Genomic DNA, 25,322 nt, shown 5'->3' with positions numbered 1-25,322 from the left:
GCGGCGTAGGTGCCGTAAGCGTGCTGGCGGATTGTGGCCCTCCCCGGGGCTGGTCATCATGGGTCCATGACTGCCTTCACGCTGCGCGAGCTGCACAAACCCGATGATTTTCCCGGTGTGGCCGACGTGCTCAGCACCAGCGACCCGGACTGGCCGGTCACGCCGGAACTGCTCGCCGTGTGGGACCAGGCGCACGATCCGGCGCTGCACCGCTGCGAGCTGGTGGCCGAGCAGAGCGGCCGCATTGTGGGGGTGGGCCACGTCGGCCACGACGATTTCGCTTTCGAGAACTGGCGTTACTTCGGGCGCCTCATCGTGCATCCGGAGGCCCGCGGGCAGGGCGTCGGCACGGCCCTGTACGACGCCCTGATGACCCGGCTGAGGGCACGCGGCGCGCAGGACATCCGAACCATGCTCAGTGACCAGGAGCGCGACGCGCCGGGCCGCGCCTTTCTGGCCACCCGCGGCTTTACCCGCACCTGGGACCGTTTCGAGTCCCGCATTCACACCGGTGACCTGAACCTCGGCGCCTTTGGCGACCTGATGACGGCCGTGGCGGCCGGCGGCGTGCACCTGCGGTCCATCGCGGACCTGGCCGAGGACCCCGAGCGGAACCGGCGCCTGTGGGAACTCGACTGGTTGCTGTTCCAGGATGTCCCCATGGGGCAGACCCTGACCCGCCGGCCGTTCGAGGCGTGGGTGAAACAGGAACTGGACGATCCCACCTTCAGTGCCGAACTGTCCTTCGTGGCCGTGCGTCCCGAGGTGAACGACCCGCTGACCGGACCGTACGTGGGGTACAGCACCCTGATGTCCAACCCCGCCGGCTTCCACGTGATCGGCATGACCGGCGTGCGCCGCGAGGACCGCGGGCGCGGCGTTGCCAAGGCCCTGAAGGTCGCCGCCATGCTCGCCCTGCACGAACGCGGCGGCGGCGAGATCCGCACCTTCAACGACCCGCCCAACAAGGCCATGCTCGGCATGAACCGCGCCCTGGGGTTCCGCCCCGGCCCGACCCGCAGCCGCTATGAACTGCACCTGGACCCCGTGACCGGTGCGCGCCGCGCCATTGAACCCGCCGCCAGCCTCACGGCCCACACGGAGATGGCCCCGTGACCGCCACGCTGCCCTTCACGCTGCGCGCCGCCACCGACGCCGACCTGCCCGCCCTGGCGGCGCTGCTCAGCGCCGTGAACCCCCGCCACCCCTGGACTGCCGAGACGCTCGCGTACGACCTGCGCACCCTGCGCGCCGATCCCCTCGGCCTGCACGTGGAGCAGTGGGTCGCGCAGAACGACGCGGGACAGCTGCTCGGCACCGCCGCCGTGCTGCAGTTCGGCGGCATGTACCACCCCGACCGGTACCACGTGGAACTCGGCGTGCACCCCGCCGAGCGCGGCCGGGGCGTGGGCACCGCCCTGGCTGAACAGCTCAGCGCCCACCTGCGCGCCCGCGGCGCCCGCGAGGTGCTGGCCGGCGCGTACGAGGACGAACCCGAGGGTGTGGCGTTCCTGCACGCGCGGGGCTTCCAGGAGGTCATGCGCGTTTTCGACAACGTCCTGACCATGAGTGACTTCGACCTGCCCGCGTGGCAGATCCAGGCGGCCCTGCCGGCGGGGCTGCGCGCCGTGAGCCTCGCGCAGCTGAAAACCGAACTTGGAGAGGCCGCCGCCCTGCGCGCCTACTACGCCGGCTGGACCGAGGCGCGCGAGGACGTGCCCCGCCCCGGCCCCGTCACCGCCGTTCCGTTCGAATCCTTCCTGGACCGCCAGAACCGACCCGAGCACCTGCCTGAAGCCGTTATGCTGGCAGTCACGCCTGCCGGTGAGGTGGCCGCCATCTCCGAGCTGTACCTGGACCTGCACGACCCACAGCGCCTGAACACCGGCCTGACCGGCACCCGGCGGGCCTGGCGACGTCAGGGCCTGGCGCTGGCGCTGAAAATCGCGGCGCTGAAGGTCGCGCGCGACCGCGGGGCAAGCGAGGTCTGGACCGGCAACGCCACCACCAACCGCCCCATGCTGGCCCTCAACGAACGCCTGGGCTTCCGGCCGCGCGTCGCGTGGATCGAGATGCAATGGGGTGACGTGTCCGCCACCGCGGTGCCGGGCGCACTCTCTGGAGAGCATGAATGAGCACCCTGCACCCTGCCCGGACCATCACGGTCGGCCCCACCGGACCGCACGAGTGGAACGCCGCAGCGCAGGCGTACACCGCCGCGCTGCCCCACGACCCCATCAGCGGCGATGAGCTGCGCAAACGCAACGAGGAACAGCGCGCCTGGGGCCACCACGCGGGCGTGCTGGTCGCCCGGCAGGCCGGCGAGGTGATCGGCAGCGCCAGTTACTTCCAGGACCCCGGCGCGTTCCACCCGCAGCGCTTCACGCTGGAACTCGCCGTGCACCCCGACCACCAGGGTCACGGCGCCGGCGCGGCCCTCTGGCAGGCCCTCGACGGGCAGCTGCGTGCCCTGAATGCCGAGTCCGCCCGCATCCTGGCGCGCGAGGACCATCCGGTCGCGCCGGGCTTCCTCGCGCGGCGGGGCTTCACCGGGGACAAGCGGTACTTCACGTCCGCCCTGCGGCTGGACACGTTCGACCCGCGCCCGTACGAGGCGCTGGAGCAGCGGCTGAAGGCGCTGGGCGTGCACGTCCGCTCTCTCAGCGAGCTGCGGGCCGCCGGCACGCCTGACCTGACGGGCCGCCTGCACGGCCTGATGAGCGAAGTCCGGCAGGACGTTCCCCGCGCCGAACCCGCCACGCCCCTCGCCCGGCAGGTGTTCGAGGAAGCTGTGCTTGGCGATCCGGGCCTGCTGCCCGGTGCGTACCTCGTGGCGGAACACGGTGGCGCGTTCATCGCTCAGACCGCCCTGTACCACAGCGAGGCCAGCCCGGACCTGCTGACCGGCCTGACCGGCGTGACCCGCCCCTGGCGCGGGCGGGGCGTGGCGACCCTCCTGAAAGTCGCTGCGGCCCGCGCCGGCCAGGCCCTGGGCGCCCCGCTGATCCGCACCGACAACGCCAGCGACAACGCCCCCATGCTCGCCGTGAACGACCGCCTGGGCTTCGTGCGCGACCCTGCCAGCGTGTCTCACCTGGTCCGCTTCACGTGAACCGGGGCGCAGCCCGCCCCGAACGGCCGCCCGTGCTCTAGGCTGGGCGCGTGCTGCTGAGTATTGACTGGGACGCCTTCTCCGGCACACGCGACCTCGTGTTCGACGCGCCCATCTGGGGCACGCGCGACTGGGACCACGACCGCCTGACCGCCTGGACGGACCGCGCCCGCCGGCGCAGCGGTCCCGGCTGGCGTGGCCTGGAGGCCGATTTCCCCCTGTATCCCGGGTGGGAGGCGCTGCGCGCCTACGCGGGCGTGCCGGCGTTCGTGACCCTCAGTCACGCCGACGCCTGGACGTGGCTGCAGCAGTACCCCCCGCAGGACGTTCTGAACCTGGATTCCCACCACGACCTCGCCAGCCTCAGTGGAGACCCGCAGCGCATCCGGCCCGGCAACTGGGCTGGACGCGGCCTCACGGAAGGCCTGATCCACTCGTACACCTGCCTGTACCCCGACTGGCACGCCCACCTGCGGGTCGCCGAGGGCTTTGACCTGACCCGCACCCACACTGAAGTGGCCGCGCTGCTGCCCGCCACGACCCTCGCGCGCGTCACCCTGACCCGGCAGGCGGCGCCCGGCGCCGGACTGCCCGACCCGGCGCACGTCACCTCAGTGCTACTGGTGCAGTCGCCTGCCTGGACCAGTCCCGCCCACGACGCGGAGTTTCAGGTCCTGGCCCGCGCGCTGCGTGCGCAGGCCCTGGTGCCGCCCCTGCGCCGGCCCGCGCCCTGAACGCACGCGGCCCCCGGCGCCCCTGATCGGGGGCGCGGCGCACCCGCCCCACACCCCTTTAGAATGAGAACCACCATCCCAGAGGAGCACCGCCCGTGACCATGACGCACGATGAACCCACCCAGCAGACCACCTACCAGGTGGGCGTCTTCGCGCTGATCCACCACCAGGACACCTACCTGATCACCCGCCCCCGGGAACCGCTGCTGCCCGGCGCGCACGGCCTGCCCGGACTGGTGCTGCACGGAGCGAGCGGCACCAACCCCGTGGAACTGAACCTGCGGCGCGTGATCCGCGACCAGCTGAAACTCGTGGTCAGTGACCTGAAACTCGTGGCGTCCCACGCGGCGCGCGGCACCCACAGCGGCCGCGGCGACGCGCGGCTGCACCTGATTTTCGGCACGGACTACAGCGCCGGCATCCTCGAACCCGACAGCGCCCAGGTGACCGCGGCGGAATGGATCCCCCGCGCGGAACTTCTGGGTCCTGGCGCCGCGCCCGAATGGCTGCAGGGCGCCATCCGCGAAGCGGAGGTTCTGAAAGAAATGGCCGAACCGGACGCTCCTGCCCCGCGCGGCCGCCTGGGCTTCATGCGCCGCCGCTGACCTGCCGCGCCCGGCGCAGCCCCGCAAAAAGCTCTGCGGGGCTGCCCTTCCGCCGCGCCGGAGAGGGCCATGCCTCACACACCCGCCCGCGAATCATGGGGAGGCTCAGCGCCAGGTGCGACCACGTGGCCGCGTTGTCGCCCGTCCAGACCGCCGCGTGCCGCTGAATGCCGGCGTACCCGGCGCGCGTGGGAATCCACGGCCGGACCTGCGGACTGAACTTCGCGTCCCCGGCGCGACTGGTCTCACTCATGCCGTTCGCGTAGGCGTTGTGCCCCTCCGGGTGCGTGCCGTGCCACGCGTCGTACGGCAGGGTCTTGTCTTCCGTGTCGCGCGGTTCCCGCAGACTGAGGCACGCCGGTTCGTTCATGTCGTTCCACTGGCCCTGAATGCCCAGGTCCGTAAAGAGCCGGTGCCGTCCGGCCCAGCACGCCACCACCTCCGGCCGCGTGAAGTCCGGGAACACCGCCGGGTCCGGCCAGACCTCCCCGACCAGCACGTCGCCGCGCACGGTGCGCACCAGGTGATCGCTCCTCAGGCCCTCCTCGTACACGTCGTACCCGGGCTCGGCCTTCACGCCCGGATCAATGATCGGCACGAGCTTCACGCCGTGCGCCGCGGCTTCCCGCACGAACGCCCGGAGGTCCGGGAGGTTCGCGCGGTTCACGGTCCAGACCTTGTAGGCGTCCATGGAATCAATGTCCACGTGCACGTCCAGTTCCGGGCCCGCCGAGGCAGAACGCACCTCGTGCGGGTGCGTGCGCGTCACGTCCGCCTCCATGCGCCACGGTTCATCCACGAACACGCCGTGCGCCCGGCCGCCCTGCATCATCGTGTAAACGGCACCGACACGTACAGCGGGTCCGTGTCGGTGTGGTGCGGGAAACAGTCGGTGTTCCAGAACGTCAGGTGCAGGCCGCGCTTGTCGAGCGGTCCGGCGCGCTCCCGAAGCCCAGGTACGCCGCGCGGTCCGGCGCGTCCAGGTGCAGCGGCGTGCGGCGCAGATTGAACCGCTCCGCTCCAGGCGAGCGCTGAGACGAGCACCCGCGCGCTTGACCCGCGGCCGGTCAGGACCTGCCACGCGCCCGTGACGCGGCTCAGCTGAAAGGGACAGCCCGCCGCCCACCACCAGCAGGTTCACCGCCGACTCCGAGACGTTCAGCAGAGGGCCGCCAGGCAGGTCGGGCCGCACCGCGAACCCGCTTTTCGCGCGCGGGAAGCCCAGGGCGCTGGCCCGCGCTTCTGGCATCAGGTGCACGCGCAGCACCCCGGGCAGCGGCGCGCAGACCGGCAGGACGTCCGTCGCCCCCACACCCGCACCTCGGCGCCCGGGGTGCCGGCACCCGGCCGTGTTCCACTGCGAACGAAGGGCACCTCATGATCCGCCCAGCGGAACGCTTCCCCAGGCGCACCCGGCTTTCCTCCCCGCTCAGGTCGAGTGAACCCGGGCAGGCGCCTGCGGCGTGGCCCCCGGGCCGCGGCCCTACCCGACCCCCAGGAATTCCACCTGCACGCCGTTCTCGTCCGCGCTGCGCCGCGCGCCCCGCAGCAGGGCCTGCGCGCCGGGCCGCAGCGCCCGCTCGGGCCGCTGCCACAGCGCCTGCGCGACCTTGCTGGCGCGCCGCACGACGAGCACCTCGCCCGGCAGGGCGAGCCCCACCGCGGCGAGCAGCGCCTGCGCGCTGGGCGGCACCTCCGAGCCGAAGTCCAGCGGCACGTGAGCGGTGACGCGCTCCCCGGGCCGGCGCAGGCTCACGCGGGCTTCCTCAGCGCTGCTGCGCTGCTCGATCAGGACGTCCGAACGGGTGTCTGTCAGGCCCGGCGTGCCCAGGCCGCGCCGGGCGTCGTTGGCGAGCATGTGCGCGCTGAGCATGTGCCGGCGCGTGCGCGGCGCGTACCGGACCCGCAGGTCAATGCCGCGCGCGGCCGCCTCGCCCAGCACTTCCCGCGCGTCGTCGGCCAGGAAGGCCGGGCCGCGCCCGCGGCCCACCGCCGCAATCACCGCCTCGTTGTCGGTATGAACGGTCAGGGGCGCGCCCTCCGGCGCGGCCCGCACGGCTTCAAGCACGGCACGCACCTCGGCGGCGTTGTTGTCTGCTGAGTTCAGCTGCCCCTGAAACCGCGTGGGCAGCAGCCCGGGACGCAGCAGCACCAGCCCCCAGCCGCCCAGGCCACGCAGGTCTCCGTTCAGGTCCGTCTCCTCGTGCCAGCTGGCATCCACGAACGCCTGGTTCACGCCGCATCACTCCTTCGCTCCCCGCGCGCCGCACCTGCCGGCGCGGGGGCTGCTGTCATTCTTCACGGGGCGCGCTTCGCGCGTCCCTGACCATTTCTTCAGGTGCGCGGCCTGCGCCCCGGCCATGTTCATAGCGTGCCCGGGGCACCGGGCGAATCCGCCAGAACGCTCAGGGCAGCGCTACGCCAGGGTGATGTCCAGCCGGCGCGCCAGCACCCGGCGGGCCAGGGCATGCAGGCTGCGCGGATCAAAGGTTCCGGCCTCCACGTGCCGCAGCACGTCCGGACTCAGGTGCGCCTCGGCCGCCAGGGCCTGCAGGGAAATGCCGAGCAGACGCCGCCTCACGCCCACGACCACCGCTTCAGGGAACGCCACGGTCTCCATAGGTCATGATGCCCCGCGCGGCGCACGCGCAATGGGATACTGACACCATGAACGTCCTCGAACTGTACCAGCAGGCCGGCGCTTACCACGAGGGGCACTTTCTGCTCGCATCGGGCCGGCACAGCCCCAAGTTCCTGCAGAGCACCACCGTTTTGCAGCACCCGCACTACACCGAGCAGCTCGGGCGGGCCCTGGCTGAGGGACTGCGCGGCGCGGGCATCGAGGCGCAGTTCGTCATCGGCCCGGCCATGGGCGGCGTGGTGCTGGCCTATGAAACGGCGCGGCACTACGGCACGCGCGCCATCTTCGCGGAGAAGGACGGTCAGGGCGGCATGAAGATCCGTGAGGCGTTCACCGTGGCGCCCGGTGAGACTTTCGTGGCGGTCGAGGATGTTCTCACGACCGGCGGCAGCGTCCTGAAGGCCGTGCGGGCCGCGGAAGCCGCGGGCGGCCGGTGCGTGGGCATCGCGTGTATCGTGGACCGCCGCCCCGGCGGCGGGCCCCTGGCGGGTTACCCGCTGGTGTCCCTGGCGCAGCTGGTGTTCGACACGTACGCCCCGGACGAAGTGCCGGAGTGGTTGGCCGCGCTGCCCCTGCAGGAGATCTGACCCGCGCTCAGCGGCGCGCGCTGAGCTGAGGCGCGCGCTGGTCCATGAGCCGCAAAAACGCCTGCGTGACGTGCGGGTCGAAGTGCGTGCCGCCCAGCGCGCGGATTTCCGTGACGGCCTCCGCGTGCGTCCACGCCGGTTTGTACGGGCGCGGGTGGGTCAGGGCGTCATACACGTCGCACACCGCGAAGATCCGCGCCACGAGCGGAATACACTCCCCGGCCAGCCGGTCGGGGTAGCCGGCGCCGTCCCAGCGTTCGTGATGGTGGCGGATCACGTCCAGCGTGCCGGGCATCAGGCCCTGGAGGCGCTGGGCGATGTCATACCCGCGCGCGGCGTGATGCTGCATGACCTGCCATTCCGGCGCGTTCAGCGGCCCGGGCTTGAGCAGGATGGCGTCCGGGATGGTCAGCTTCCCGATGTCATGCAGGGACGCGCCGTGACGCAGCGCGTCCAGGGCCGATTCGGTCAGGCCCATCCGGCGTCCGAGCCGCTCGGCAAGCTGCACGACGCGCTCGGTGTGCCCCGCGGTTTCCAGATCGCGTTCCTCCAGCGCCGCGCCCAGCGCCATCAGGCCGCCCTGCAGGGCGTGCCGGACGTTCTCCACCGCCACCTGCTGCTCGAAGGTGTGTCCCAGCCGGGACGCCAGGGCTTCGGTCAGGCGACGCGCCTGCGGGGTGATGACCCGCCACGTCTCAAAGTGCAGGAGACTGATCACGCCCATCAGGCGGCCCCCGTACCGCACCGGCACCATCAGTACGCTTTTCAACCCGGCTTCCACCCAGATGTCCATCACGTGCGTCTCGGCCGGGTAGTCGTTGCTCCAGCAGGTGACGCTGCGTTCGATCACCTGCCCGGTCAGGCCCCGCCCGCCCCGGTACACGCGGCCCAGCGTGACGGCGGCGGTGCCCTCCGGCACGCGGCCGTCCAGCCGGCTCAGGACGAACGTCTCCCCGCGGCGTTCCAGGTAGGCGCTGCCGTCGAAGCCCAGCACCTCGCGCGCGATGCGCAGGCCCTCGAGCAGTACGCCCTGCGGCGTTTCCAGCTGCTCCAGGCGGGAGGTGAACTCCTCCACGCTGGCGCCCAGACTGCGGCCCGAGCTGGCCTCCAGGCGCTGCTGCTCCTTGTGTTCGTACATGGCGGCGTCTGCCAGGGTGAGCACGCGGTCCAGGGACGTGACGGCCGTGACCTGCACCGCGCCGTGTGCGAACGGCGGCAGGGTGTCTTCCGGGTGTTCCAGGCTGGAGGCCACGCTGCGCAGCAGCGCCTGCGCCTGATCGGGCGTGTGCCGCGGCAGCAGCAGCGCGAACTCATCACCGCCCAGCCGCGCGGCCGTGCCCCGGTCCTCGCACGCGGCCTGCAGGGCGTGCGCCATGCGGCGCAGGTGCGCGTCGCCCGCTCCGTGCCCGCCCAGGTCATTGATGCTTTTCAGGCGGTTGAGGTCCAGCACCGCCACGCTCAGCGGCCCCGCGGCCTGCGCCAGCATGAACTGCCGGGCCAGGCCGCGGCGGTTCCACAGGCCGGTCAGCGGGTCGCGTTCCTCCCGTTCCAGTTGCTGCTGCGCCTCGGCGCGCAGCGTGCGCGCCTGCTGCAGACTCAGCTGCAGCCGGTAGGTGAGCAGCGCCGCGGTGAGCAGCGCCGTCAGGGCCGTCAGGAGCGCCAGCAGCACCGCCGCCTGCAGGCTGCGGCGCGCGGCCCGTTCCTGAAGGGCGCGCACCTCACCAATGCGTGTCAGCAGCGCCCCCACGGCTGGGGCGACCGTCACGCGGCTCACCGTGCGGGCAGTGTGGGGCCCGGCGGCGTCCAGCAGCGCCGACTGCCGCGTCATGACGTTCGCGTAGCGGTCCAGCAGTGGCAGCACGCTCGTCAGGCCCTGTGGGGCCTCATGCCCGGGCAGAGGCGCGCCACTCACCTGGGTCAGGGCGCGGCGCAGCTCGTGCAGCTGCTGCACGCCCGCCCGCAGTTCCACCTGCACCGCCGGCGGCGGGCGGTCCGCACTCAGGGCCTGCCACTCCAGGGCGCTGACGGCCCGCGTGGCGGCCGTGGTGTCGGCCAGCAGCAGCACGATCCGCTGGTGCCGCGAGGCGTCGTTGATCACGGCGCTGCTGCCCACCGTGCACAGCGCCGTGAGGGTCAGGAGCAGGTACATGGCGCGGGGCCCGCCGGTCAGGCGACCGCCCAGCGCACGGCGTAGCGTCTGGCCCCGGCCAGGGTCGGCGGGGCCAGACGCTGCGGAACCGCTCATGAATTCAGGCTGCGTGGCTGCTCACCTCCCCCTCCTGCGCTGACGATTGACCGCCCTCAGTGTAGGACGTCCGGGGGGCAGGCCTCCAGATGCACGCGCCTGCCACCGATCGGGTGGGTAAACGCCAGGGTCCAGGCGTGCAGGTGGTACCCCAGGTCACCGGGCAGTCCCGGCAGGCCGGGCAGCGGCCCCCCGCCCGGGCCGTACAGCGGATCCCCGACCAGCGGGTGCCCGGCACTGGCCAGGTGAATGCGGATCTGGTGCGGCCGGCCGGTGTGAATCTCGACGTCGAACAGCGTGCTGTCCGCCCGGCGTGCGCGGACGGTCGCCACGCTGCGCGACGGTTTGCCGTCCGGCGTGGCGGCGTGCACGGTGCCCAGGCGCGGGTGAGGCACCGGACCGATCGGCGTGCGGATCTCCAGGCGGTCCGGGCCGGCCACCCCGGCGGCCAGCGCACGGTACACCTTGTGCACGTCGTGCTCCCGCCACGCGCGCGACAGGGCCGATCCGGCCGCGCCGGTCCGCGCGAACAGCACGATGCCGCTCGTGCCGCGCCCCAGCCGGTGCAGCGGACTGGCGCCCGGGTACTGCGCGCGCACCTGGGTGAGCAGCGTGTGCGCCAGAAACCCGCCTCCCGGCAGGGTGGGCAACCCCGAGGGTTTGTTCACAGCGAGCAGCGCCTCGTCCTCATGCAGCACCTCAAAGTGCAGGGGCGCGGCCTCCTCCTGCCAGGGGGGCCGGTGCCACACGACAACCTGCCCGGCGCGCAGCACCTCCGGGCCGTGGGCGCGCGCGCCGCTGATCTCCACCTCGCCCGCCGCGAGCCGCGCGGCCCACTCCTGCAGGCTGGAGTGCCGGTACTCGGCGCTCAGGAACGCCAGAACCGTCTGGCCGCCCCGGCGGACCTGCGTGCGGAAGGCGTACCCGGCGTTCGAGGGGCGCGGCTCGGTCATACCTCAGGGTAGGGGAGACGCAGGGCCCGGCGTGCAGGACCCCGTGCTCTACACTGCGGGGTGATGTTTGGCCCCGCCTCCCCCCGAAGCCGCCCGCAGCCCGGGCACCTGTACGACGTCGCCGTGGTCGGCGCGGGTCTCGCCGGCACCGAACTTGCCTGGCGCCTGGCGCGCGCCGGGCAGGACGTGCTGCTGGTCTCCCAGGCGCTTGATCACCTGGGTAACCTCTACCAGCCCACCACGCGCGGCGTGACCTTCCCGCCCGGCAGTCTGTTCGAGGAGGTCCGCGCCGCCCTGCTGCCCGACACCGACGGCTGGACCTTCCACCGGCACCTGAAAGCCCGCGTGGAGGAAACCGCCGGCATTCACCTGCTGCAGAGCACCGTCACTGCCCTGGATGAAGCTGAGGACCGCGTGGCGCTCTCCACGTGGGAAGGCCCGGTCCTGCAGGCCCGGCTGGTCGTGCTGGCGGTCGGCGCGTTCCTGAAAGGCCGGCTGCTGGTGGGGGACACCATGGAGGAGGCCGGGCGCCTCAGCGAGGTCGCCTACGACTTCCTGGCCGATGACCTCACCGCCAGCGGGCTCTGGCTGATCGGCGGGGAACGTCACGCGCAAGGGGAAGGCGTGGAACCCCCCTACGACGTCCGGTTCCTCACGCCCGCCCCCGGTGAGCTCAGCGGTTTCCACGTGAACCGCCTCGAACGCGTGCGCATGCTGGGCCAGTGCACGCCCGGCGAGCACACCTACCAGAGCGTGCTGCTCGACGCTGAGCGCCTCGCCGCCGCACTGACGGAGGAACGCGCTTGATCGCCCGCCTCAGCGACTTCCAGTTCCCGGACCTCGCCGCGCGCCTGTACCCGGCCACCCCCGCCCGGCCCTGGGTGCTGGAGGTGGGGTTTGGCGACGGCCGCTTCTGGCCGCACCACGCCGCCACCTTCCCTGAACCTCCGAACTACCTGGGTGTGGAACTCTCCGGGGTGTCCCTGCTCAAAGCGCACCGCCGCCTGCGAGACGCCGGGCTCACGAACGCCATCCTCACCAAGATGCCCGCCGACGTCCTCGTGCGGGAAGTAGTTCCGCACGGCGGGCTGGACCTGATCATCGTGAACTTCCCCGACCCGTGGCCCAAGGCCGGTCATACCGACCACCGCCTGCTGCGCGCCCCGTTTTTCCGGCTGGCCGCCAGCCGCCTGAAACCCGGCGGGTCGGTCCTGCTCACCACCGATCACGACGAGTACTTCCAGTTCGCGTGTCAGGAAGCCCAGGCCAGCGGCGTCATGCACGTGCAGACCGGCGAGCCGCCCGCCGCCGCGCTGGAAACGAAATACGCCCTGAAGTGGCGGGACCTGGGCCTCGGCGTGAACCACGCCCGCTTCACGCCCACCGCGCATCCGCCCGTCCCGCACGGGCTCACCACCCCCTATCCGGAGGACCCCACCACCGTGCCCCACGCCGTCCTGACCCTGCCCGACACCTTCAACCCCCAGGCCTTCGACAAAGTCACCGAACGCAGCCCCGGCAGCCGCAACGCCGACGAAGGCGCAGGCTGGACCGTGATCCTGCTCGACCTGTACCAGGGCCTGCGCCGCGACGGCTGGGTGGCCCTGGCGCACGTCGTGGAAGGCGAACTCACCCAGGAGGTCCTGGTGGGCATCACCGCCCGCGAGGACGGCACGCACCTCGTGCGGCTCGCCAAGTTCGGCGGCCCCATCATCACCCCCGGCGTGAAGGCCGCAGTGGGCACCGTCACCCGCTGGCTGGAAACGCAGGGCGCGGCCGTGAAGCACCGGGGGTACTGACCTGACCCGCCCCGAACAGCGCGCGCTGCACTTTACGAACGAACCCATGAGCGACCTGCTGCCCGCCGTGCGCGACCTGCTGCGCGCCCACGGCGAGGTGACCTTCACGGTTCCCGACCCGGACGGCGGCCTGGGCCGCTACGCCGGTGAACTCACCGCGCACGGCACGCACCGCCCCTGGCAGACCTGGACGGACCTGGCCGACCTCCTGCACGCCCACCTGCTCACCCCACAGCGCCCGGCGGACGGCCGCGTGCAGATCACGCTGCGCGCCCACGCCCCAGCGCGCGACCCCGACCACGCCGGCTACGGCCCGGACGGCGACTGGGCCCGCGTGAACAAACTCGAGGACCCCGTGTTCCTCACCACGTTCGTGGAAGCCCTGCGCCGCGTGAACCCCCGCCCGGCGGCCGCATTCTCGCCCTCGGCGTGAACGCCGGGCACGAACTCGACGCCCTGACACTGGCCTTCCCCGACCGCTCCTTCGCGGTGACCGGCGTGGACCTCGACGAGGCGGCCCTCAGGGCCGCCCGGACCCGGCACCCGCAGGCCAGCTTCGAAGCCCATGACGTGAACACCCTGCCGGCCGCGCTGGGTCACTTCGACCTGATCCTGGCCCTCAGCCTGCTGCAGAGCCCCGGCGTGACGCAGGACGTGCTGCTCGCCACGCTGCGCCGCCAGCACCTGACCTCCACCGGCGGCCTGATTCTCGGCTACCCGAACGCCCGCTACCGGGACGGCAGCCTCTCCTACGGCGCCCGCATGCGCAACTACGCCCGGCCGGACCTCAGCCTGCTCGCCGCGGACGTCACGAACGCCCGGCGAGGCTTACAGAAACACGGTTTCAAGATCTTCGTGACCGGCAAGTACGAAGTGCTTCTCACCGCCATCCCCACCGGCGCCTGCACCCCCACCCACCTGGAGCTCTGAGCGCCCCGCAGTAGAAAACGGTGACGCCCAGGCTGCCCTGGGGTCACCGCTGGCTTGTGGGGTGCGGGCAGGTCAGCCTTTCGTGAGGATTCGGACAGTCAGGATCTTGTCGGCCACGGCGCCGCTGATCTCACTGTTGTTCCCATCCATGGTCCGCGTGAGTTTCGGCAGGAGATCCTCACCCGTCACGACCTTCCCGAAAATCGTGTGCTTCCCGTTCAGGAAGTCGGTGGGTGCGAACGTGATGAAAAACTGGCTGCCGTTGGTGGCCGGACCGCTGTTCGCCATGGCCAGGATGCCGCTGCTGTTGAACGTCAGCTTCTGACGGAACTCGTCGGCGAACTGGTACCCGGGCCCGCCCGTGCCCCACTCGGTCTTCTGCGCGTCGTTCACGCTCTTGGGGTCCCCGGTCTGCGCCATGAACCCCTCAATGACGCGGTGAAAGCGGATGCCGTCGAAGTAATGGTTGCGGGCCAGGAACACGAAGTTGTTCACGGTGACCGGCGTCTCCTGTTCGTACAGGTCCGCCAGCACCTGGCCCCGGTTCGTGTCAATCAGCGCGTAGTAGTCCTTGCCGTCCGTGAGGGCCATGTCGGGCTCCGCCGCAAACTCCCGCTTGGGCGCCTGCGTCAGGAACGGCACGGCGGTGTACCCGGCAGGCACCGGCCCGGGCGTGTTCACCGCGGCCGGCGTTGCACTCTTGGCGCCGGTGCTTTCCGCGGCCGTGCTTTCCGTGGTCTTGGTCGTGCTGGCTGCGTCCGCCTCAGTGCTGGCGTCCTTGGTTGTTTCAGTCGTGGTCGTGCTGGTGGACGTCGACGCCTCCTCCTTCTTCTGGCAGGCAGTCAGGGCAAGCAGCGCGGTCAGGATCAGGGCAGCGTGTTTCATGGTCCCCGCCAGTCTAGCGGGCGGCGTGCCCGGCGCGTCATGCGGAAGGTGCAGCGCCCCTCGCCCCCATGGACCCCGCCGCCCGGACGGTGCACCCACCTGGAGGCCCGCGACCGGCCGGAAGGCATTTTGTTCACCCAGGCGCCGCTATACACTGCGCACCTGATGATCGTGACCATTGACGGCGTGGCGGCCAGCGGAAAATCCAGCGTGTCCTCCGGAGTCGCGCAGGCACTGGGCGTGCCGTACGTGTCCAGCGGCCTGCTGTACCGCGCCGTGACCCTGCTCGGCCTGCAGGGCGGCGTGCCCCTGGATGAAGCGCCGGCGCTGCTACCCTTGCTGCGCGGCGTGCACCTCGAACCCAGCGCCAGCGGCAACCACGTCTGGCAGGCTGACCAGGACCTCACCGCGGCCCTCCACTCCACCCGCGTGGACGCCGGGGTGAGCACCGTCGCTACCCTGCCCGAGGTGCGCGCCTGGGTGGACGCCCAGCTGCGCGCCCTGCCGGCCCCGTTCGTCGCGGAGGGCCGCGACATGGGCACCAACGTCTTTCCGCACGCCAGCGCGAAGTTCTACCTGACCGCCAGCCCCCGCGTGCGCGCCGAACGCCGCGCCCGGGAACGCCCGGAAGACATTCCTGCCATTGAGGCCGCCCTGACAGAGCGTGACCGCCTGGACACCGTGCAGAGCGCGCCCGCCCCAGACGCCCGCGTGATCGACACCGGCCCCCTGACCCTGCAGGGCGTTATTGACGAGATTCTCCGCGCGCTGCGCTGAGCAGCCCCCAGGTGAAAAAACCGCCGGCCCCACACAGGGGCCGGCGGCGTCCGTACGGGGCCTCAGGGGCGCGCGACGGTGAACTTCTGACTGGTGTAGACCTCGGTGTCACTGGCGACCGTCTCGTCGCCCAGCGCCTTGAGCACCTTCAGGCGCAGCTGGTACACGCCGTTGGGGGCCGTGTTGCCGTTGCTGAGCTTGCCGTCCCAGTTGAAGGTGAAGAAGGCGTCGGCGCCGGAGGACACGACGTTCGTGCCGTTGCGGCGCAGGTAGTTGTACACACCCAGGGTATCGACCAGGGCGCCGTTGGCGTCGAGCACCTCAAAGGTCACCTTGCGCGCCTGGTGCGCGAAGTGCGCCCAGACTTCCGGCTGGTCGTCCTCGGCCATAGTGTAGTCGATGGTGCCGGTGGGAACCTCGCCCTCTTCGTACCAGTAGTCGGCCTTGGCGTCGTTCAGCGCCGGGAAGTTCGCAGTGTACGTGCCCCACTTGGTATCCCCGAGCACCTGAATACTCTGGTAGTCGCCCTTGAAACCGCCGTAGGGAATCACCATGTTCTGCCCGGACTTGCTTTCGAGCACGATGTACCCGCCGTACTGGCTCTTGTCGGCGGCACCTGCGGGGGGCGTAATCACGACGTTCATTTCGGCCTCGCCGCTGGCCGGCACGGTAATTGCCACGGTGCCATTGTCAGCGTCCTGACCGTTGATCGTCACTGTGGCGTACTTCGTCACAGGGCTGGGCGCGAAGGTGGTGCCGCCCACCGTCAGAGCAGGGTAGTGGTGGGCCGTGAACGTCTCGGTGCGCGACCAGGTGTTCTTCAGCACCACGACCTTGCTTCGCGTGGCGAAGGACGCACTTTCACCCAGGCTGAGCTTGTTGGGCGTGGCGCGCACCGTGCTGTAGTACGAGGCGACAATGTCCACCATACCGGCGCCCTGGCGCTGCACGTAGTCGGGCAGACCGCTGAACAGCGTGCCGCCGGCATTGCGGTACCAGCGCAGGGAGGCGCTGTTCATCAGCAGGCCGCGCATGTCCTTGGCCCTGGTGTTCGGGAAGGCCTGCAGCATCAGCGCGGCGGCGCCAGCCACGTGAGGAGAAGCCATTGAGGTGCCGCTGAGGGTGGCGTAGCCGCTGGGATCGTTGCTCAGCGGCCAGGCACTGCGGATATTCCCCCCGGGCGCGGCAATATCAGGCTTGAGTTCCAGTTCGGCACTCATCCCGTACGAGGAGTACGAGTCCAGGGTGTTGGCCGTGGGGTTCGGAATGATGATCTTCCCGGCGTTAAAGGTCATGGTGAGTCCACCGCCGATCAATCCGTCGATCTTGGCACCATCGGCCGCGCTGACTGCCACCACTGGAATAGTGATGGTTGCCGCGCCAGACAGCGACGGGCTGATGTAACCCGTCGTGTTGTTGTAGATGATCACGGCCGACGCCCCGGCGTCCTGGGCGTTCTTGGTTTTTTCGTAGAACGTGCAGCTGCCACGGCGGATCAGGACGGCTTTTCCGGTCAGGCTGCCAGCTGTGAAGGGGTTCACGCCACCCACGAGGCACCCGTCATTGGCCGTGGCGGTAGTGCTGGCCGGGTTCTTCGTGATGGGAAGCGTGGCCCCGACCGTGGCGGTCGGCGCGCCCGTCGCGGCGAAGTACCCGATTTTGCTGCCGTCCGGCGTGATGGTGAAGTTGTTGACCTCAATCTCGGTGTTGCTTACGGAAGCAACAGAGATCACGTTGTCGCCCATGGTAACGCCGCCCATGGAGTACTGGCCGCTGGTACCACTGTTCCCGGCGCTGGCCACCACAACCATGCCTTTTTTCACGAGGCGGCTGGCGACCTTCGCAGAGGGCGTAGCTTCCCAGTTCTCAAAGGCAGACCCGATGCTGAGGTTCACGACCTGCATTCCATCGGCGTAGGCACGTTCCAGGGCGTCAATCATGACGCTCTCGTCAGTGCTGCCGTCACAGCCGAACACGCGGTATGCGCCGAAGCTCACGTCCGGCGCGACGCCCTTGAAGCCCTTGCTGGGGTCGTTGCCGCCCACGATGCCCGCCACGTGCGAACCGTGCCCGCCGCAGTCATCGGCAATGGGATCCGGGTGCGGCTTGAGCGCGTCACCTTCGCCGCCAGCGTCATAGGCATCACCTACAAAGTCGTACTGTGCCACCACACGACCGGCAAATGCCGGGTGTTCCAGATCAACGCCGGTATCAATGACGCCGACCTTGACGCCCTTGCCCGTCAGCCCCAGTTCGTTCTGGGCAATGTCGGCGCCGGTCATCTTGTTGGCGGAGTACATCTCTGGCGTCAGGGCGGCCGTCAGATTGCGTTCCACGATGGGCGCTTTGACTTCCTGCACCGGGTACACGCCCAGCACGCCGGGCATACGGCTGATGCGGTTGATGTTCGCCTGCGTGGCCTGCACGACGAAGCCGTTGAACAGCGTGTGGTAACTCTTCAGTTCCTGATACTTCAGGCCCAGCTGAGCCGCCTGGGCGCGGAACGCGGCCTGCTGCCCGGTGACACTCTGGCTGCTCAAGGTCGTCGGGTCGCCCTGCAGTTCCACGAACCATCTGGCGGGCACGCTGGCAGCCGCCTGCGTATTCTTCACGGGGTTCTTCTGGGCAGTGGGGGCGCTGTTGTTACCGCAGGCACCCAGGACGAGCGCCAGGCTCAGCAGGGACACGGTCTTGAGGGAAGTCTTCACAGGGAACTCCTTGCGTTCACGCGCCTTAACGGCGGCTCAGGGCGATCTGGTAGGTGTTGGTGGCCTTATCGTCGGTGGCAACGGGATCGTCGTGAATATTGAAGCTGGTCACCACCACGGTGTAGGTGCCACTCTGGGGAACGTTGAAGCGGATCTCGGATTCCAGGCCGGCGCCACTGTCATCATCCTTCTCCAGGATGGTCTTCCCGTCGGGCATCAGGATCGTCACGTAGGGGTCCAGGGTGCTGCTGGGGTTCACGCTGACACTGCGGACATTCAGTTGCAGCATGTCGCCCGTGGTGGCCGTGAACTTGAAGTAGTCCATGTCGCGCCCCTGAGCCGTGATCGCCCCGTTGGCCGTTCCGCCGATCGCCAGCGTCGTGGCAGTCGCGACGCTGTCATTGGGCTCGTTCGCGTCAGCAATGGCGACCGTCACAGTGGCGCTTGCCTCAGCGGTGTTGCCAGCAGCGTCGGATGCCACGGCGCGGTAGGTCAGGGTGCCGTTCTGAGCACTGGTCACGTTGTCCGTGGCCGTGTAGGGGGCAGTGGTGTCGGTGCTGATCAGGGTCGTCCCGCGGTAGAACGCCACCTGACTCACCCCGACGTTGTCCGTGGCCGTCGCGGTCAGGGTGATGGCTCTGGACGCGTTGACCGTGGTGGGGGCCGCAGTCAGGGTGACAGCCGGTTTGGTGGCATCGGGGGTTCTGTGTGGCGTGCACGCTGTGAGGAGTGCACCGGTCAGGGCAAGAAACAGGAACGGGCCAGTTCGCTTCATGTGTGCTCCTTGAAAACCTGCCCAGGCTTCATCTGTCATCGGTCCATACGGGAGCGCAACAGCGTGAAGGCCGTTCAGGTGCCTGATGTGAGATCAAGCGTTGTCTTGCTGTGGAGCATCATCATAGCGGCCGGCTGGTGGAGCCGCAAGCTTGACTCAGGCTGCTCACACCCACTGTTCAGGCAGTCGTGGGTCGCTTAAGCTCCGCCCGTTGACCGAAGTGCTTTTGTGCGGAGGAAAGCCCTTGAGCGTGGAGGTATGTGCTGGTCCTGCTCTGCGAGTTCTGACCTCGCGGCTCGGACCCAGCAGCGTTGAACGAGCGTTGAACACTGTGGAAGCAGCCCGGATGAGTCGCCTAAGATCCGGCAGAAGTCCTAACCGGGCAAGGCGCTGACGGTGCGTTAGCCACTCATGCCACGCAGCAACAACACGCGGCAGGTGATGAGCTCCCAGTCGGACGGCCTGCGGATCAACGCGCTGCTGACCGTGCCGCGGGGCGCGGCCCCGAAGAGCGGATGGCCATTGTGCTTAATCACGGCTACATTTCGCCCCGGGCGTGCCGAAGCGCCGAGCGGTACGTGGCCTGCCAGGACGCCTCGCCCAGGCGGGGTTCGTGACCCTCAAAAGTGATGACGGCGGGCACAGCAGCAGCGAGGGTGAAGATCTGGGCGGGGTACTACGCTGGGTACACCACGGATGTGATGACTGCGCTGACGAGCCTGAAAAAGGACACCGCGTGAACTCTGCCCGCATGGGCCTGTGGGGGCACTCTAGGGATGGGCAGTTGAGCCTGAAGGCCATGCTGATCGACCCGGATCTGAAAGCTGCGTCGTTGTGGACCGGGGTGTAGCCGGGTATGACGTTCTGTCCACCGACTGGAATCCACCGGCTGGTGCGCCCCGCGCCCGGAGCCCGCGGAACCGGCGCTTCCTGCGCCTGCTGAGCCCGAGCATGTCTCTGAGGAAACTGCGCGGTCGGCCCCTGCAGCTACATCACGGTACCGCGGACGAGGACATGCCGTACGCCTTTCGGCATGCCCTCGCGCGGGACCTGCGGGCCGCTGGCCAGCCTGTCGAAGCCTGCCGGTACCCTGGGGGCAACCACAATCTCAGTGTGAATCTCCGTTTGGCTCTGGGCCGCAGCGTGGAGTTTTTCCTGAAGCCCCGGTGACGGTCGTTACTCTACCCAGGTGACCTTTTCCGACAGGGGCGCGCGCGTGCTGGCGGGCCGGTCACCCGCCGGGTAGCCCAGGTACAGCAATCCCAGCAGTTTCGGGGCGCCGAGGGCCGCGGCCGTGACTGGACTGATCATGACCGGGCCACTGACCCACTTGCCGGCCAGACCGAACGCCGTGGCGGCCAGCAGCATGTTCTGTGCCGCGCACGCCAGTGCCGCCTGCTCTTCCCACTCCGGCATTTTTGGCCGGGCTGGCATGTGCAGTTCCAGGCTGATCCACAGGGGTGCCCGCCACGCCCGGGCCCGTTGCGCTGCGAGGGCCGGCTCGCTGTCACGGTCAGGGGCGCTGCCCGCCGCGTACGCCTGCGCGAACATTTCTGCGAGCTGCGCGCGCCCTGGCCCGGTGAACACCGTGAACCGCCACGGTTCGGTCCGTCCGTGCGTCGGGGCCCACGTGCCGGCCGTCAGGATTGCTTCGGTCACCTCACGTGGCACCGGGTCGGGTTGCAGCAGCGCAAGGTCCACTGTGCGGCGCGTGTGAATGACGTCCAGCACCGCCTGGGCCTGGGCGGACAGGGTTGGGGGAAGGGTCGCGGTCATGACGTTTATGATGCCGCGTGCAGGCCTGGCGCGTCCGGGGGGCGTTACTGCGGCGTGGGCAGGTGGTAGGCGCGGCGGGTGTTCTCGTCCGTGGCGCGCTCCAGGTCGGCTGGGTCCATGTCCCGCAGCGCGGCGATGAAATTCAGGGTGTGCCGGACGTACCCGGGCCGGTTGGGTTTGCCGCGTTTCGGAACGGGAGCCAGGAACGGCGCGTCCGTTTCCAGCAGGAGGCGTGACAGCGGCAGGTCGCGCGCGGCGGCCTGAATGTCGAGCGCCGTCTTGTAGGTGGTGTTGCCCGCGAAGCCGAAGAAGGTGTGTTCCCCGCGGTGCAACCCGAAGCGCAGCAGTCCTTGGTGCCCGCTGAAGCAGTGCAGGATCACCGGTACGTCCGGCCAGGCGTTCAGGATGTCCATGACGCCCCGGTGGGCGCTGTCCTGACCGGCCTGGTCGCGGGTGTGGATGACCAGGGTTTTCCCGTTGCGCCGGGCGAGGTCCAGCTGCCACTCGAAGGCCTGCTGCTGGGCCGCGCGTTTGGTGGGGTCCCAGTAGTCGTCCAGGCCGCTTTCGCCGATGCCGACCACGCGGGGGTGCCCGGCCAGGGCTTCGAGCTGCGCGCGGGCTTCCGGGCTGTCTTCTGCGGTGTCGGTGGGGTGCAGGCCCACGGTGGCGTACACGTCACTGAACTGCTCGGCGAGTGCCACGGCGTTCCGGGCGTGCTGGGGGCTGGCGCCGACGCAGATCATGGCACTCAGCCCCAGCTCGCCGCGCGCGCTGGCCGGATCGTCCAGGTAGTCCAGGTGGGTGTGCGAGTCGATCATGCGTGCAGGGTAGCGCCCCCCTGCGGAATCCCACGGGACCCCCATCACTCTCATGAGACCGGCGCGCTAGAGTGCGGCCGTGCACAACGTCGGCCTGTACGCCCTGACGGGCATTGTGGGGTTCGCCCTGCTGTTCGCGTTCCTGCCCACGGGGGCACCGGACGCCAGTCAGTCCGGTGCGCGCCTGAGTGGTGTGCAGCTCAGGTTGTTTCCGTCACGCGATCCGAACGCCGTATGGAGTTTCCGGGCCTCGGACGTGAAGAACGACCCTGTGGCCGGCACGACACTCCTGACCGGTCTGTCCGGCGGGCAGCGGGTCGTGAAGGAACGCAGCGCTGCCGGGCAGGTCACCGAGCGACTGGACGCCACCCTGAGTGCCCCGGATCTCACCATTGACGGCCAGGACAACCTGACCACCCGTCAGGCGCGCATCACGCTGGTGCAGCAGTGTGCGGACATCGACCTGACGGGCGGCGCCCAGGCGCCCGTCAGGATCGAGCAGGGGCAGGGCTTCAGCGCGGCGACGGCCCGCATCAGCTCACCCAATATGAACGGCACGGTCGGCCGCCTGAAGATGACCTTCGATTTCGTGATCGAGGACTCGGATCCGGCCACCTCGAAGTACAGCTTTGCCCTTGACCCCACGGAAACCTGTGAGAACGGTCGCCGCGTCCCGCTCGGCTGAGCCGCCACCCACCTGCACCCCAAGGAGACCCCATGAACAAGACGACTTCCCTGCTGGTCCTGCTGGCCCTGACCGCCCCCGTGCTCGCGCAGACTGACGCCGGCAAACGCCTGATCACCATTGAAGGCGGCCCGCGCGGCGACGTGCGCAACGGCCCGCTGACGTTCGTGGGCAACCCGGTCAAGGCCAGGGTCAGCACCCTGAACATTGAGGCGGCACAGGCGGTTCTCGCCGCCCCGAAGGGCACCCCGTTGATCGAGGCCAAGGGCAGACGCACCGCGAATTTCACCGGGAACGTGAAGGTCGACCGCGGGCGTCTGAGTGCGACCGGCAGCAGCCTTGCCTACGACGAGAGCACCGGGCAGGGCGTCCTGAACGGCAGTGCAAGCGCCACGTTCGTTCCGGAGAACAAGGCAGACGGGGACACGGTCACCATCAGGGCCGCCACCATGAGCCTGGACGTGGACAACGACGAGTCCACCAGCACGGGGAACGTCACCCTCTCCAACGGCGCGCAGAGCGGCAAGGCCGACAAACTCATCTTCGACGAGAAGCGTGAGCTGGCGCTCCTGACCGGCACCCCCAGCCTGACGCGCGCCGCGAAGAGCGGCCAGAAAGAGCTGATCATCACCGGTCAGGAGGTGCGCGCCCTGACGAAAAGCAAGACGCTGTACGTCCGCGGCGGCGTGAAGCTCGTCCAGGGCACGACCACCACCACCGGGGACGCCGTGTACTACGACGACCGGAAGAACGTGGCGTACGTGGTGGGCAACGCCGTGAGCGTGGACAGCAAGAGCCGCGTGACGGTCAAGGCTCCCGCCAGCGGGTACCTGGAGCAGCGCACTGATCTGGCGCGGGTGCGCGCCCTGAACGCGGCGTACAAGATCCCCACCGATCAGTTCCGGCTCACCCGCGAGAAGTAAACTCCTCGCATGCTGCCCTCCCGCTGGACCGTTGCTGCGCGCCTGACCCTGGCCCTGCTGCTCGGCGGGGGGGCGCCCTTCGTGTGGGCGCTGGCGCAGACCGGGCCTGCTGCGCAGGTCACGCCGGCGCCAGCCACCTCGCCTGCCCCGGATGACGCCCCGGCCGGAGCGGAGGCGGAGCAGTCAAGTCTGGAACTGGTGCGCCGCAGCGAGAAGGACGGCGTTGAGCGGCGAATCGTGATCGTCAAGTCCGGCACGAGTGATGAGACGGGCATCTTCGCGATCTGCACGCCCCAGGACGGTGAGCCGGAGAACACGCCAACCCTCGCGGTGTTCAGTGAGGCAGGCGTCGGCGGGGTGCGGCTCACCATCGACAAGAACGTGATCCGCGTGCCCCTGGCCGTCGTGACGCAACTGCCGCCCAGGGACGGCCAGGAGGGCAGTGACGGCCGGGTGGAGGCCAGTGGCGGCACCGCCAGGTTTCTGGACGAAGCGCCGGAAGGAAAAACGGACCGCCTGAGTCGCTGCGCCGTGGAGGCCGCGCCGCAGGCGGCGCCGGACACGGTCCTGGTCACGCAGGGCCGCACCGAACTGAAGGGCCAGAAACTGGTGTACGACAGTTCGGACGGTGTGGCCCGCATTGACGGTCCGATCGTGTTCCGGCGGAGCAGCGACACCGACCCCCTGACCGGCAAGAGTGACCGGATTGAGGTGAGTGTGGACGACGAGAAGACCACCCTGGTGGGCAACGTGGTCCTGAACTCGGCAGGCGGACGGGTCAGCGAGGCGGCGCGCGTGGAGTACGACGACACCCGCAACGTGGCGCGGCTGTACGGCACGGCCGAGGAGCCGGCGCGCAGCGTGAAGGGAAATGACACGCTGCGCGCCGGGCTGATTGTGTATGACCTGGAACGCAACGAGGTCTACGCCGTGAAGGGCGAGGGCGGCACCATCACGGGGGAATTCATGGACGGTGACCCGCCCGCCGCGCCTACCCCTGCAGCTGCGCCCGGGCGTCCCTGAGCACCTGCGCACTGCGCTCCAGGGCGTCACGCTCCGCGCCCGTCAGGGCCGGGAGGACCGTGTCGAGCACCCCGGCCCGGCCGAGGACACGCGGCACGGACAGACTGATCCCGAAGTCCGGCGTGGGGGCGCTGACGGTCAGGACAGCCCGGCGGTCGCCGAGAATGCGTTCCGTAATCCGGGCGAGTGACGCGCCGATGCCGTAGTACGTGGCGCGTTTGCCTCCGATGATCTGCGCGGCGGCCTCACGTGTGTCCTGTTCGATCTGCGCGCGGATCTCAGGTGTCCAGGGCCGGCCGCGGGCGTTCATGAACGCCTCGACGGGCAGGCCCGCCACGGTTGCGGTGCTCCAGGCGATCACCTCGCTGTCACCGTGCTCACCAAGCACGTAGCCGTGCACGTGCGTGGCGTCCACGCCGGTATGGGCGGCGATCAGGTGCCGGAACCGCGCGGAGTCCAGCACGGTGCCCGACCCGATGACCGGCTGGGCCGGCGCGAGGTTTACGCTCAGGTCGGTCAGGAGGTCCACGGGGTTGGTGGCGATCAGCAGCGCCGCGTCCGGTGCGGCCTGGGCAACGCGGGGAATCAGGTCGCGGAAAATCGCGGCGTTCTTCTGCAGGAGGTCCAGGCGGGTTTCGCCCGGCTTCTGGCTGGCGCCGGCCGCGACGATCACCACGGCGCTGCCTCGCAGGTCCTCCAGCGGGCCGCTGCACACGCGGGTGCCGTGACTGACCGGCGCCGCGTGCGCGATGTCCTGCGCCTCGGCGCGGGCGCGGCTCTCGTCCACATCGGTAAGGACCAGTTCACTGCACGAGCCGCGCAGGGTCAGGGCGTACGCGGCGGTCGCGCCGACCAGGCCGGCGCCGACCACCCCAACCTTCACTGCGACCCCGCCCGGACGGTCAGCACCGGAAGAGGACTGCGCGCCACGATCTTCTCGGCGGTGCTCCCGAGGAAGAAGTGTTCCAGCATGCCCTGGGCATGCGTGCCGACCACGATCAGGTCCGCCCCCCAGGTGCGCGCGGCGTCCAGGATGCCGGTGACGGGGTCCCCGACCAGTTGCATGGTGTCCTCGCCAGGCTGCGCTTCGCGGTCCATCCGGCTGGCGTCGGCGTTCTCCATGGTGTGAAGCAGCGCCGGGTCCGGCATGGCGGGCGTCACGCCGCCCATCAGGTCCGGTGCAGCGGTCACGCGGGCGTCGGTGACGTGCACCAGGCACAGCGTCGCGCCTGGAAAGCGCGTGCGGGCCGCCTGCAGGGCCGCGCGGGAGGACGCGGAGAAATCCATGCCGACCAGGATGCGCTGGAAACCGCTTGCGGTGTGCTGCGTCATGGCCTGAACGTACA

At 69.9% G+C, this 25,322-nt stretch carries 27 protein-coding genes; 14 read left to right on the top strand and 13 right to left on the bottom strand.

All coding sequences use genetic code 11. The features are described from left to right. Positions 1-66: 66 nt before the first annotated feature. The 5 genes from LAJ19_RS11850 to LAJ19_RS11830 all read left to right on the top strand — a co-directional run bounded on the left by LAJ19_RS11850 (position 67) and on the right by LAJ19_RS11830 (position 4,451). The gene (locus LAJ19_RS11850) at positions 67-1,116 is read left to right on the top strand and encodes a GNAT family N-acetyltransferase (protein WP_225475953.1); all 1,050 of its coding nucleotides are present in this window, start codon (positions 67-69) and stop codon (positions 1,114-1,116) included. Continuing rightward, entirely contained in the window at positions 1,113-2,135 is a 1,023-nt protein-coding gene (locus LAJ19_RS11845) for a GNAT family N-acetyltransferase (protein WP_225475952.1), read from the top strand. Before LAJ19_RS11850 ends, LAJ19_RS11845 begins: the two co-directional genes overlap by 4 nt. After that, the gene (locus LAJ19_RS11840) at positions 2,132-3,112 is read left to right on the top strand and encodes a GNAT family N-acetyltransferase (RefSeq protein WP_225475951.1); all 981 of its coding nucleotides are present in this window, start codon (positions 2,132-2,134) and stop codon (positions 3,110-3,112) included. The genes LAJ19_RS11845 and LAJ19_RS11840 overlap by 4 nt, the downstream gene beginning before the upstream one ends. Before the next feature lie 50 nt (positions 3,113-3,162). After that, entirely contained in the window at positions 3,163-3,846 is a 684-nt protein-coding gene (locus LAJ19_RS11835) for an arginase (RefSeq protein ID WP_225475950.1), read from the top strand. A 95-nt stretch (positions 3,847-3,941) separates the two neighbouring features. Beyond that, positions 3,942-4,451 carry a hypothetical protein gene (locus LAJ19_RS11830; RefSeq protein ID WP_225475949.1) on the top strand — a complete coding sequence of 170 codons (510 nt, stop codon included), beginning with the start codon at positions 3,942-3,944 and terminating at the stop codon, positions 4,449-4,451. On the opposite strand, the gene LAJ19_RS11825 is transcribed toward LAJ19_RS11830, so the two are convergent. The 4 genes from LAJ19_RS11825 to LAJ19_RS11810 form a co-directional block, all read right to left on the bottom strand. After that, positions 4,435-5,283, bottom strand: a complete 849-nt coding sequence (locus tag LAJ19_RS11825; RefSeq protein ID WP_225475948.1) for a TIM-barrel domain-containing protein — start codon at positions 5,281-5,283, stop codon at positions 4,435-4,437. The genes LAJ19_RS11830 and LAJ19_RS11825 overlap by 17 nt on opposite strands. Then, entirely contained in the window at positions 5,280-5,495 is a 216-nt protein-coding gene (locus LAJ19_RS11820) for a hypothetical protein (RefSeq protein WP_225475947.1), read from the bottom strand. Before LAJ19_RS11820 ends, LAJ19_RS11825 begins: the two co-directional genes overlap by 4 nt. Before the next feature lie 439 nt (positions 5,496-5,934). Beyond that, complete coding sequence (locus LAJ19_RS11815; RefSeq protein WP_225475946.1) at positions 5,935-6,687, bottom strand: ribonuclease H family protein; 753 nt, start codon at positions 6,685-6,687, stop codon at positions 5,935-5,937. 180 nt (positions 6,688-6,867) lie between these two features. Beyond that, positions 6,868-7,071, bottom strand: coding sequence for a helix-turn-helix domain-containing protein (locus LAJ19_RS11810; RefSeq protein WP_225475945.1), 204 nt, complete (start codon positions 7,069-7,071; stop codon positions 6,868-6,870). 47 nt (positions 7,072-7,118) lie between these two features. On the opposite strand from LAJ19_RS11810, the gene pyrE reads away from it, so the two are divergent. Continuing rightward, positions 7,119-7,679 carry an orotate phosphoribosyltransferase gene (gene pyrE, locus LAJ19_RS11805; RefSeq protein ID WP_225475944.1) on the top strand — a complete coding sequence of 187 codons (561 nt, stop codon included), beginning with the start codon at positions 7,119-7,121 and terminating at the stop codon, positions 7,677-7,679. 7 nt (positions 7,680-7,686) lie between these two features. Here the strand turns inward: pyrE and LAJ19_RS11800 are convergent, their stop codons facing one another. Further along, a complete protein-coding gene (locus tag LAJ19_RS11800) occupies positions 7,687-9,924 on the bottom strand; it encodes an HD domain-containing phosphohydrolase (RefSeq protein WP_225475943.1) in 2,238 nt (745 codons plus the stop codon). A 56-nt stretch (positions 9,925-9,980) separates the two neighbouring features. Continuing rightward, positions 9,981-10,877: an RluA family pseudouridine synthase gene (locus LAJ19_RS11795; RefSeq protein ID WP_225475942.1), complete on the bottom strand. Its 897-nt coding sequence runs from the start codon at positions 10,875-10,877 to the stop codon at positions 9,981-9,983. A 63-nt stretch (positions 10,878-10,940) separates the two neighbouring features. Here LAJ19_RS11795 and LAJ19_RS11790 point away from each other — a divergent pair, with 63 nt between their 5' ends. Genes LAJ19_RS11790 through LAJ19_RS21920 form a run of 4 tightly spaced genes read left to right on the top strand, consistent with a single transcriptional unit; the run spans position 10,941 to position 13,606 of the window. Then, positions 10,941-11,684, top strand: coding sequence for an FAD-dependent oxidoreductase (locus tag LAJ19_RS11790; RefSeq protein WP_225475941.1), 744 nt, complete (start codon positions 10,941-10,943; stop codon positions 11,682-11,684). Beyond that, positions 11,681-12,676, top strand: a complete 996-nt coding sequence (trmB, locus tag LAJ19_RS11785) for a tRNA (guanine(46)-N(7))-methyltransferase TrmB (protein ID WP_225475940.1) — start codon at positions 11,681-11,683, stop codon at positions 12,674-12,676. The genes LAJ19_RS11790 and trmB overlap by 4 nt, the downstream gene beginning before the upstream one ends. 46 nt (positions 12,677-12,722) lie before the next feature. Beyond that, a complete protein-coding gene (locus tag LAJ19_RS21925; RefSeq protein ID WP_349774811.1) occupies positions 12,723-13,109 on the top strand; it encodes a hypothetical protein in 387 nt (128 codons plus the stop codon). Continuing rightward, positions 13,106-13,606, top strand: coding sequence for a class I SAM-dependent methyltransferase (locus LAJ19_RS21920; RefSeq protein WP_349774810.1), 501 nt, complete (start codon positions 13,106-13,108; stop codon positions 13,604-13,606). The genes LAJ19_RS21925 and LAJ19_RS21920 overlap by 4 nt, the downstream gene beginning before the upstream one ends. Before the next feature lie 72 nt (positions 13,607-13,678). Here the strand turns inward: LAJ19_RS21920 and LAJ19_RS11775 are convergent, their stop codons facing one another. After that, a complete protein-coding gene (locus tag LAJ19_RS11775; RefSeq protein ID WP_225475939.1) occupies positions 13,679-14,491 on the bottom strand; it encodes a peptidylprolyl isomerase in 813 nt (270 codons plus the stop codon). Positions 14,492-14,656: 165 nt separating this feature from the next. Between LAJ19_RS11775 and cmk the strand changes: the two genes are divergently transcribed. Continuing rightward, positions 14,657-15,268, top strand: coding sequence for a (d)CMP kinase (gene cmk, locus LAJ19_RS11770; protein WP_225475938.1), 612 nt, complete (start codon positions 14,657-14,659; stop codon positions 15,266-15,268). A 62-nt stretch (positions 15,269-15,330) separates the two neighbouring features. Here cmk and LAJ19_RS11765 read toward each other — a convergent pair whose 3' ends face one another. From LAJ19_RS11765 to LAJ19_RS11750, 4 genes are all read right to left on the bottom strand, one after another. Then, positions 15,331-17,976: a S8 family serine peptidase gene (locus LAJ19_RS11765; RefSeq protein WP_225475937.1), complete on the bottom strand. Its 2,646-nt coding sequence runs from the start codon at positions 17,974-17,976 to the stop codon at positions 15,331-15,333. A gap of 25 nt (positions 17,977-18,001) precedes the next feature. Continuing rightward, positions 18,002-18,751: an Ig-like domain-containing protein gene (locus tag LAJ19_RS11760; RefSeq protein WP_225475936.1), complete on the bottom strand. Its 750-nt coding sequence runs from the start codon at positions 18,749-18,751 to the stop codon at positions 18,002-18,004. A gap of 1,176 nt (positions 18,752-19,927) precedes the next feature. After that, on the bottom strand, positions 19,928-20,527 hold the full coding sequence (locus LAJ19_RS11755; protein ID WP_225475935.1) for a nitroreductase family protein: 600 nt from the start codon (positions 20,525-20,527) through the stop codon (positions 19,928-19,930). A 44-nt stretch (positions 20,528-20,571) separates the two neighbouring features. Then, positions 20,572-21,345 (bottom strand): TatD family hydrolase, encoded by a 774-nt coding sequence (locus LAJ19_RS11750; protein WP_225475934.1) that lies wholly within the window; start codon positions 21,343-21,345, stop codon positions 20,572-20,574. Between the two features lie 79 nt (positions 21,346-21,424). On the opposite strand from LAJ19_RS11750, the gene LAJ19_RS11745 reads away from it, so the two are divergent. The 3 genes from LAJ19_RS11745 to LAJ19_RS11735 are packed head-to-tail and all read left to right on the top strand — an operon-like array spanning position 21,425 to position 23,976. After that, positions 21,425-22,030 (top strand): hypothetical protein, encoded by a 606-nt coding sequence (locus LAJ19_RS11745; RefSeq protein ID WP_225475933.1) that lies wholly within the window; start codon positions 21,425-21,427, stop codon positions 22,028-22,030. A gap of 32 nt (positions 22,031-22,062) precedes the next feature. After that, entirely contained in the window at positions 22,063-22,953 is an 891-nt protein-coding gene (locus LAJ19_RS11740) for an LptA/OstA family protein (protein WP_225475932.1), read from the top strand. A gap of 9 nt (positions 22,954-22,962) precedes the next feature. Further along, entirely contained in the window at positions 22,963-23,976 is a 1,014-nt protein-coding gene (locus LAJ19_RS11735) for an LptA/OstA family protein (RefSeq protein ID WP_225475931.1), read from the top strand. Here LAJ19_RS11735 and LAJ19_RS11730 read toward each other — a convergent pair. Beyond that, a complete protein-coding gene (locus LAJ19_RS11730) occupies positions 23,945-24,859 on the bottom strand; it encodes an L-lactate dehydrogenase (protein ID WP_225475930.1) in 915 nt (304 codons plus the stop codon). The two genes, LAJ19_RS11735 and LAJ19_RS11730, sit on opposite strands and share 32 nt — an antisense overlap. Then, positions 24,856-25,308, bottom strand: a complete 453-nt coding sequence (locus tag LAJ19_RS11725; protein ID WP_225475929.1) for a universal stress protein — start codon at positions 25,306-25,308, stop codon at positions 24,856-24,858. The genes LAJ19_RS11730 and LAJ19_RS11725 overlap by 4 nt, the downstream gene beginning before the upstream one ends. Positions 25,309-25,322 lie beyond the last annotated feature (14 nt).

The organism is Deinococcus taeanensis, from assembly GCF_020229735.1.
GTDB lineage: Bacteria > Deinococcota > Deinococci > Deinococcales > Deinococcaceae > Deinococcus > Deinococcus taeanensis.
The sequence above is the reverse complement of the archived record's forward strand: the minus strand, read 5'-3'. Positions and strand labels throughout refer to the sequence as shown.

Bases quoted from the DNA above. Each gene is read 5' to 3' on its own strand.
- LAJ19_RS11850 (WP_225475953.1), top strand. From the start codon at position 67: ATGACTGCCTTCACGCTGCGCGAGCTGCACAAACCCGATGATTTTCCC.
- LAJ19_RS11840 (WP_225475951.1), top strand. From the start codon at position 2,132: ATGAGCACCCTGCACCCTGCCCGGACCATCACGGTCGGCCCCACCGGA.
- LAJ19_RS11825 (WP_225475948.1), bottom strand. From the start codon at position 5,283: ATGATGCAGGGCGGCCGGGCGCACGGCGTGTTCGTGGATGAACCGTGG.
- LAJ19_RS11810 (WP_225475945.1), bottom strand. From the start codon at position 7,071: ATGGAGACCGTGGCGTTCCCTGAAGCGGTGGTCGTGGGCGTGAGGCGG.
- pyrE (WP_225475944.1), top strand. From the start codon at position 7,119: ATGAACGTCCTCGAACTGTACCAGCAGGCCGGCGCTTACCACGAGGGG.
- LAJ19_RS11800 (WP_225475943.1), bottom strand. From the start codon at position 9,924: ATGAGCGGTTCCGCAGCGTCTGGCCCCGCCGACCCTGGCCGGGGCCAG.
- LAJ19_RS11795 (WP_225475942.1), bottom strand. From the start codon at position 10,877: ATGACCGAGCCGCGCCCCTCGAACGCCGGGTACGCCTTCCGCACGCAG.
- LAJ19_RS11790 (WP_225475941.1), top strand. From the start codon at position 10,941: ATGTTTGGCCCCGCCTCCCCCCGAAGCCGCCCGCAGCCCGGGCACCTG.
- LAJ19_RS21925 (WP_349774811.1), top strand. From the start codon at position 12,723: ATGAGCGACCTGCTGCCCGCCGTGCGCGACCTGCTGCGCGCCCACGGC.
- LAJ19_RS11775 (WP_225475939.1), bottom strand. From the start codon at position 14,491: ATGAAACACGCTGCCCTGATCCTGACCGCGCTGCTTGCCCTGACTGCC.
- cmk (WP_225475938.1), top strand. From the start codon at position 14,657: ATGATCGTGACCATTGACGGCGTGGCGGCCAGCGGAAAATCCAGCGTG.
- LAJ19_RS11760 (WP_225475936.1), bottom strand. From the start codon at position 18,751: ATGAAGCGAACTGGCCCGTTCCTGTTTCTTGCCCTGACCGGTGCACTC.
- LAJ19_RS11755 (WP_225475935.1), bottom strand. From the start codon at position 20,527: ATGACCGCGACCCTTCCCCCAACCCTGTCCGCCCAGGCCCAGGCGGTG.
- LAJ19_RS11750 (WP_225475934.1), bottom strand. From the start codon at position 21,345: ATGATCGACTCGCACACCCACCTGGACTACCTGGACGATCCGGCCAGC.
- LAJ19_RS11740 (WP_225475932.1), top strand. From the start codon at position 22,063: ATGAACAAGACGACTTCCCTGCTGGTCCTGCTGGCCCTGACCGCCCCC.
- LAJ19_RS11735 (WP_225475931.1), top strand. From the start codon at position 22,963: ATGCTGCCCTCCCGCTGGACCGTTGCTGCGCGCCTGACCCTGGCCCTG.
- LAJ19_RS11725 (WP_225475929.1), bottom strand. From the start codon at position 25,308: ATGACGCAGCACACCGCAAGCGGTTTCCAGCGCATCCTGGTCGGCATG.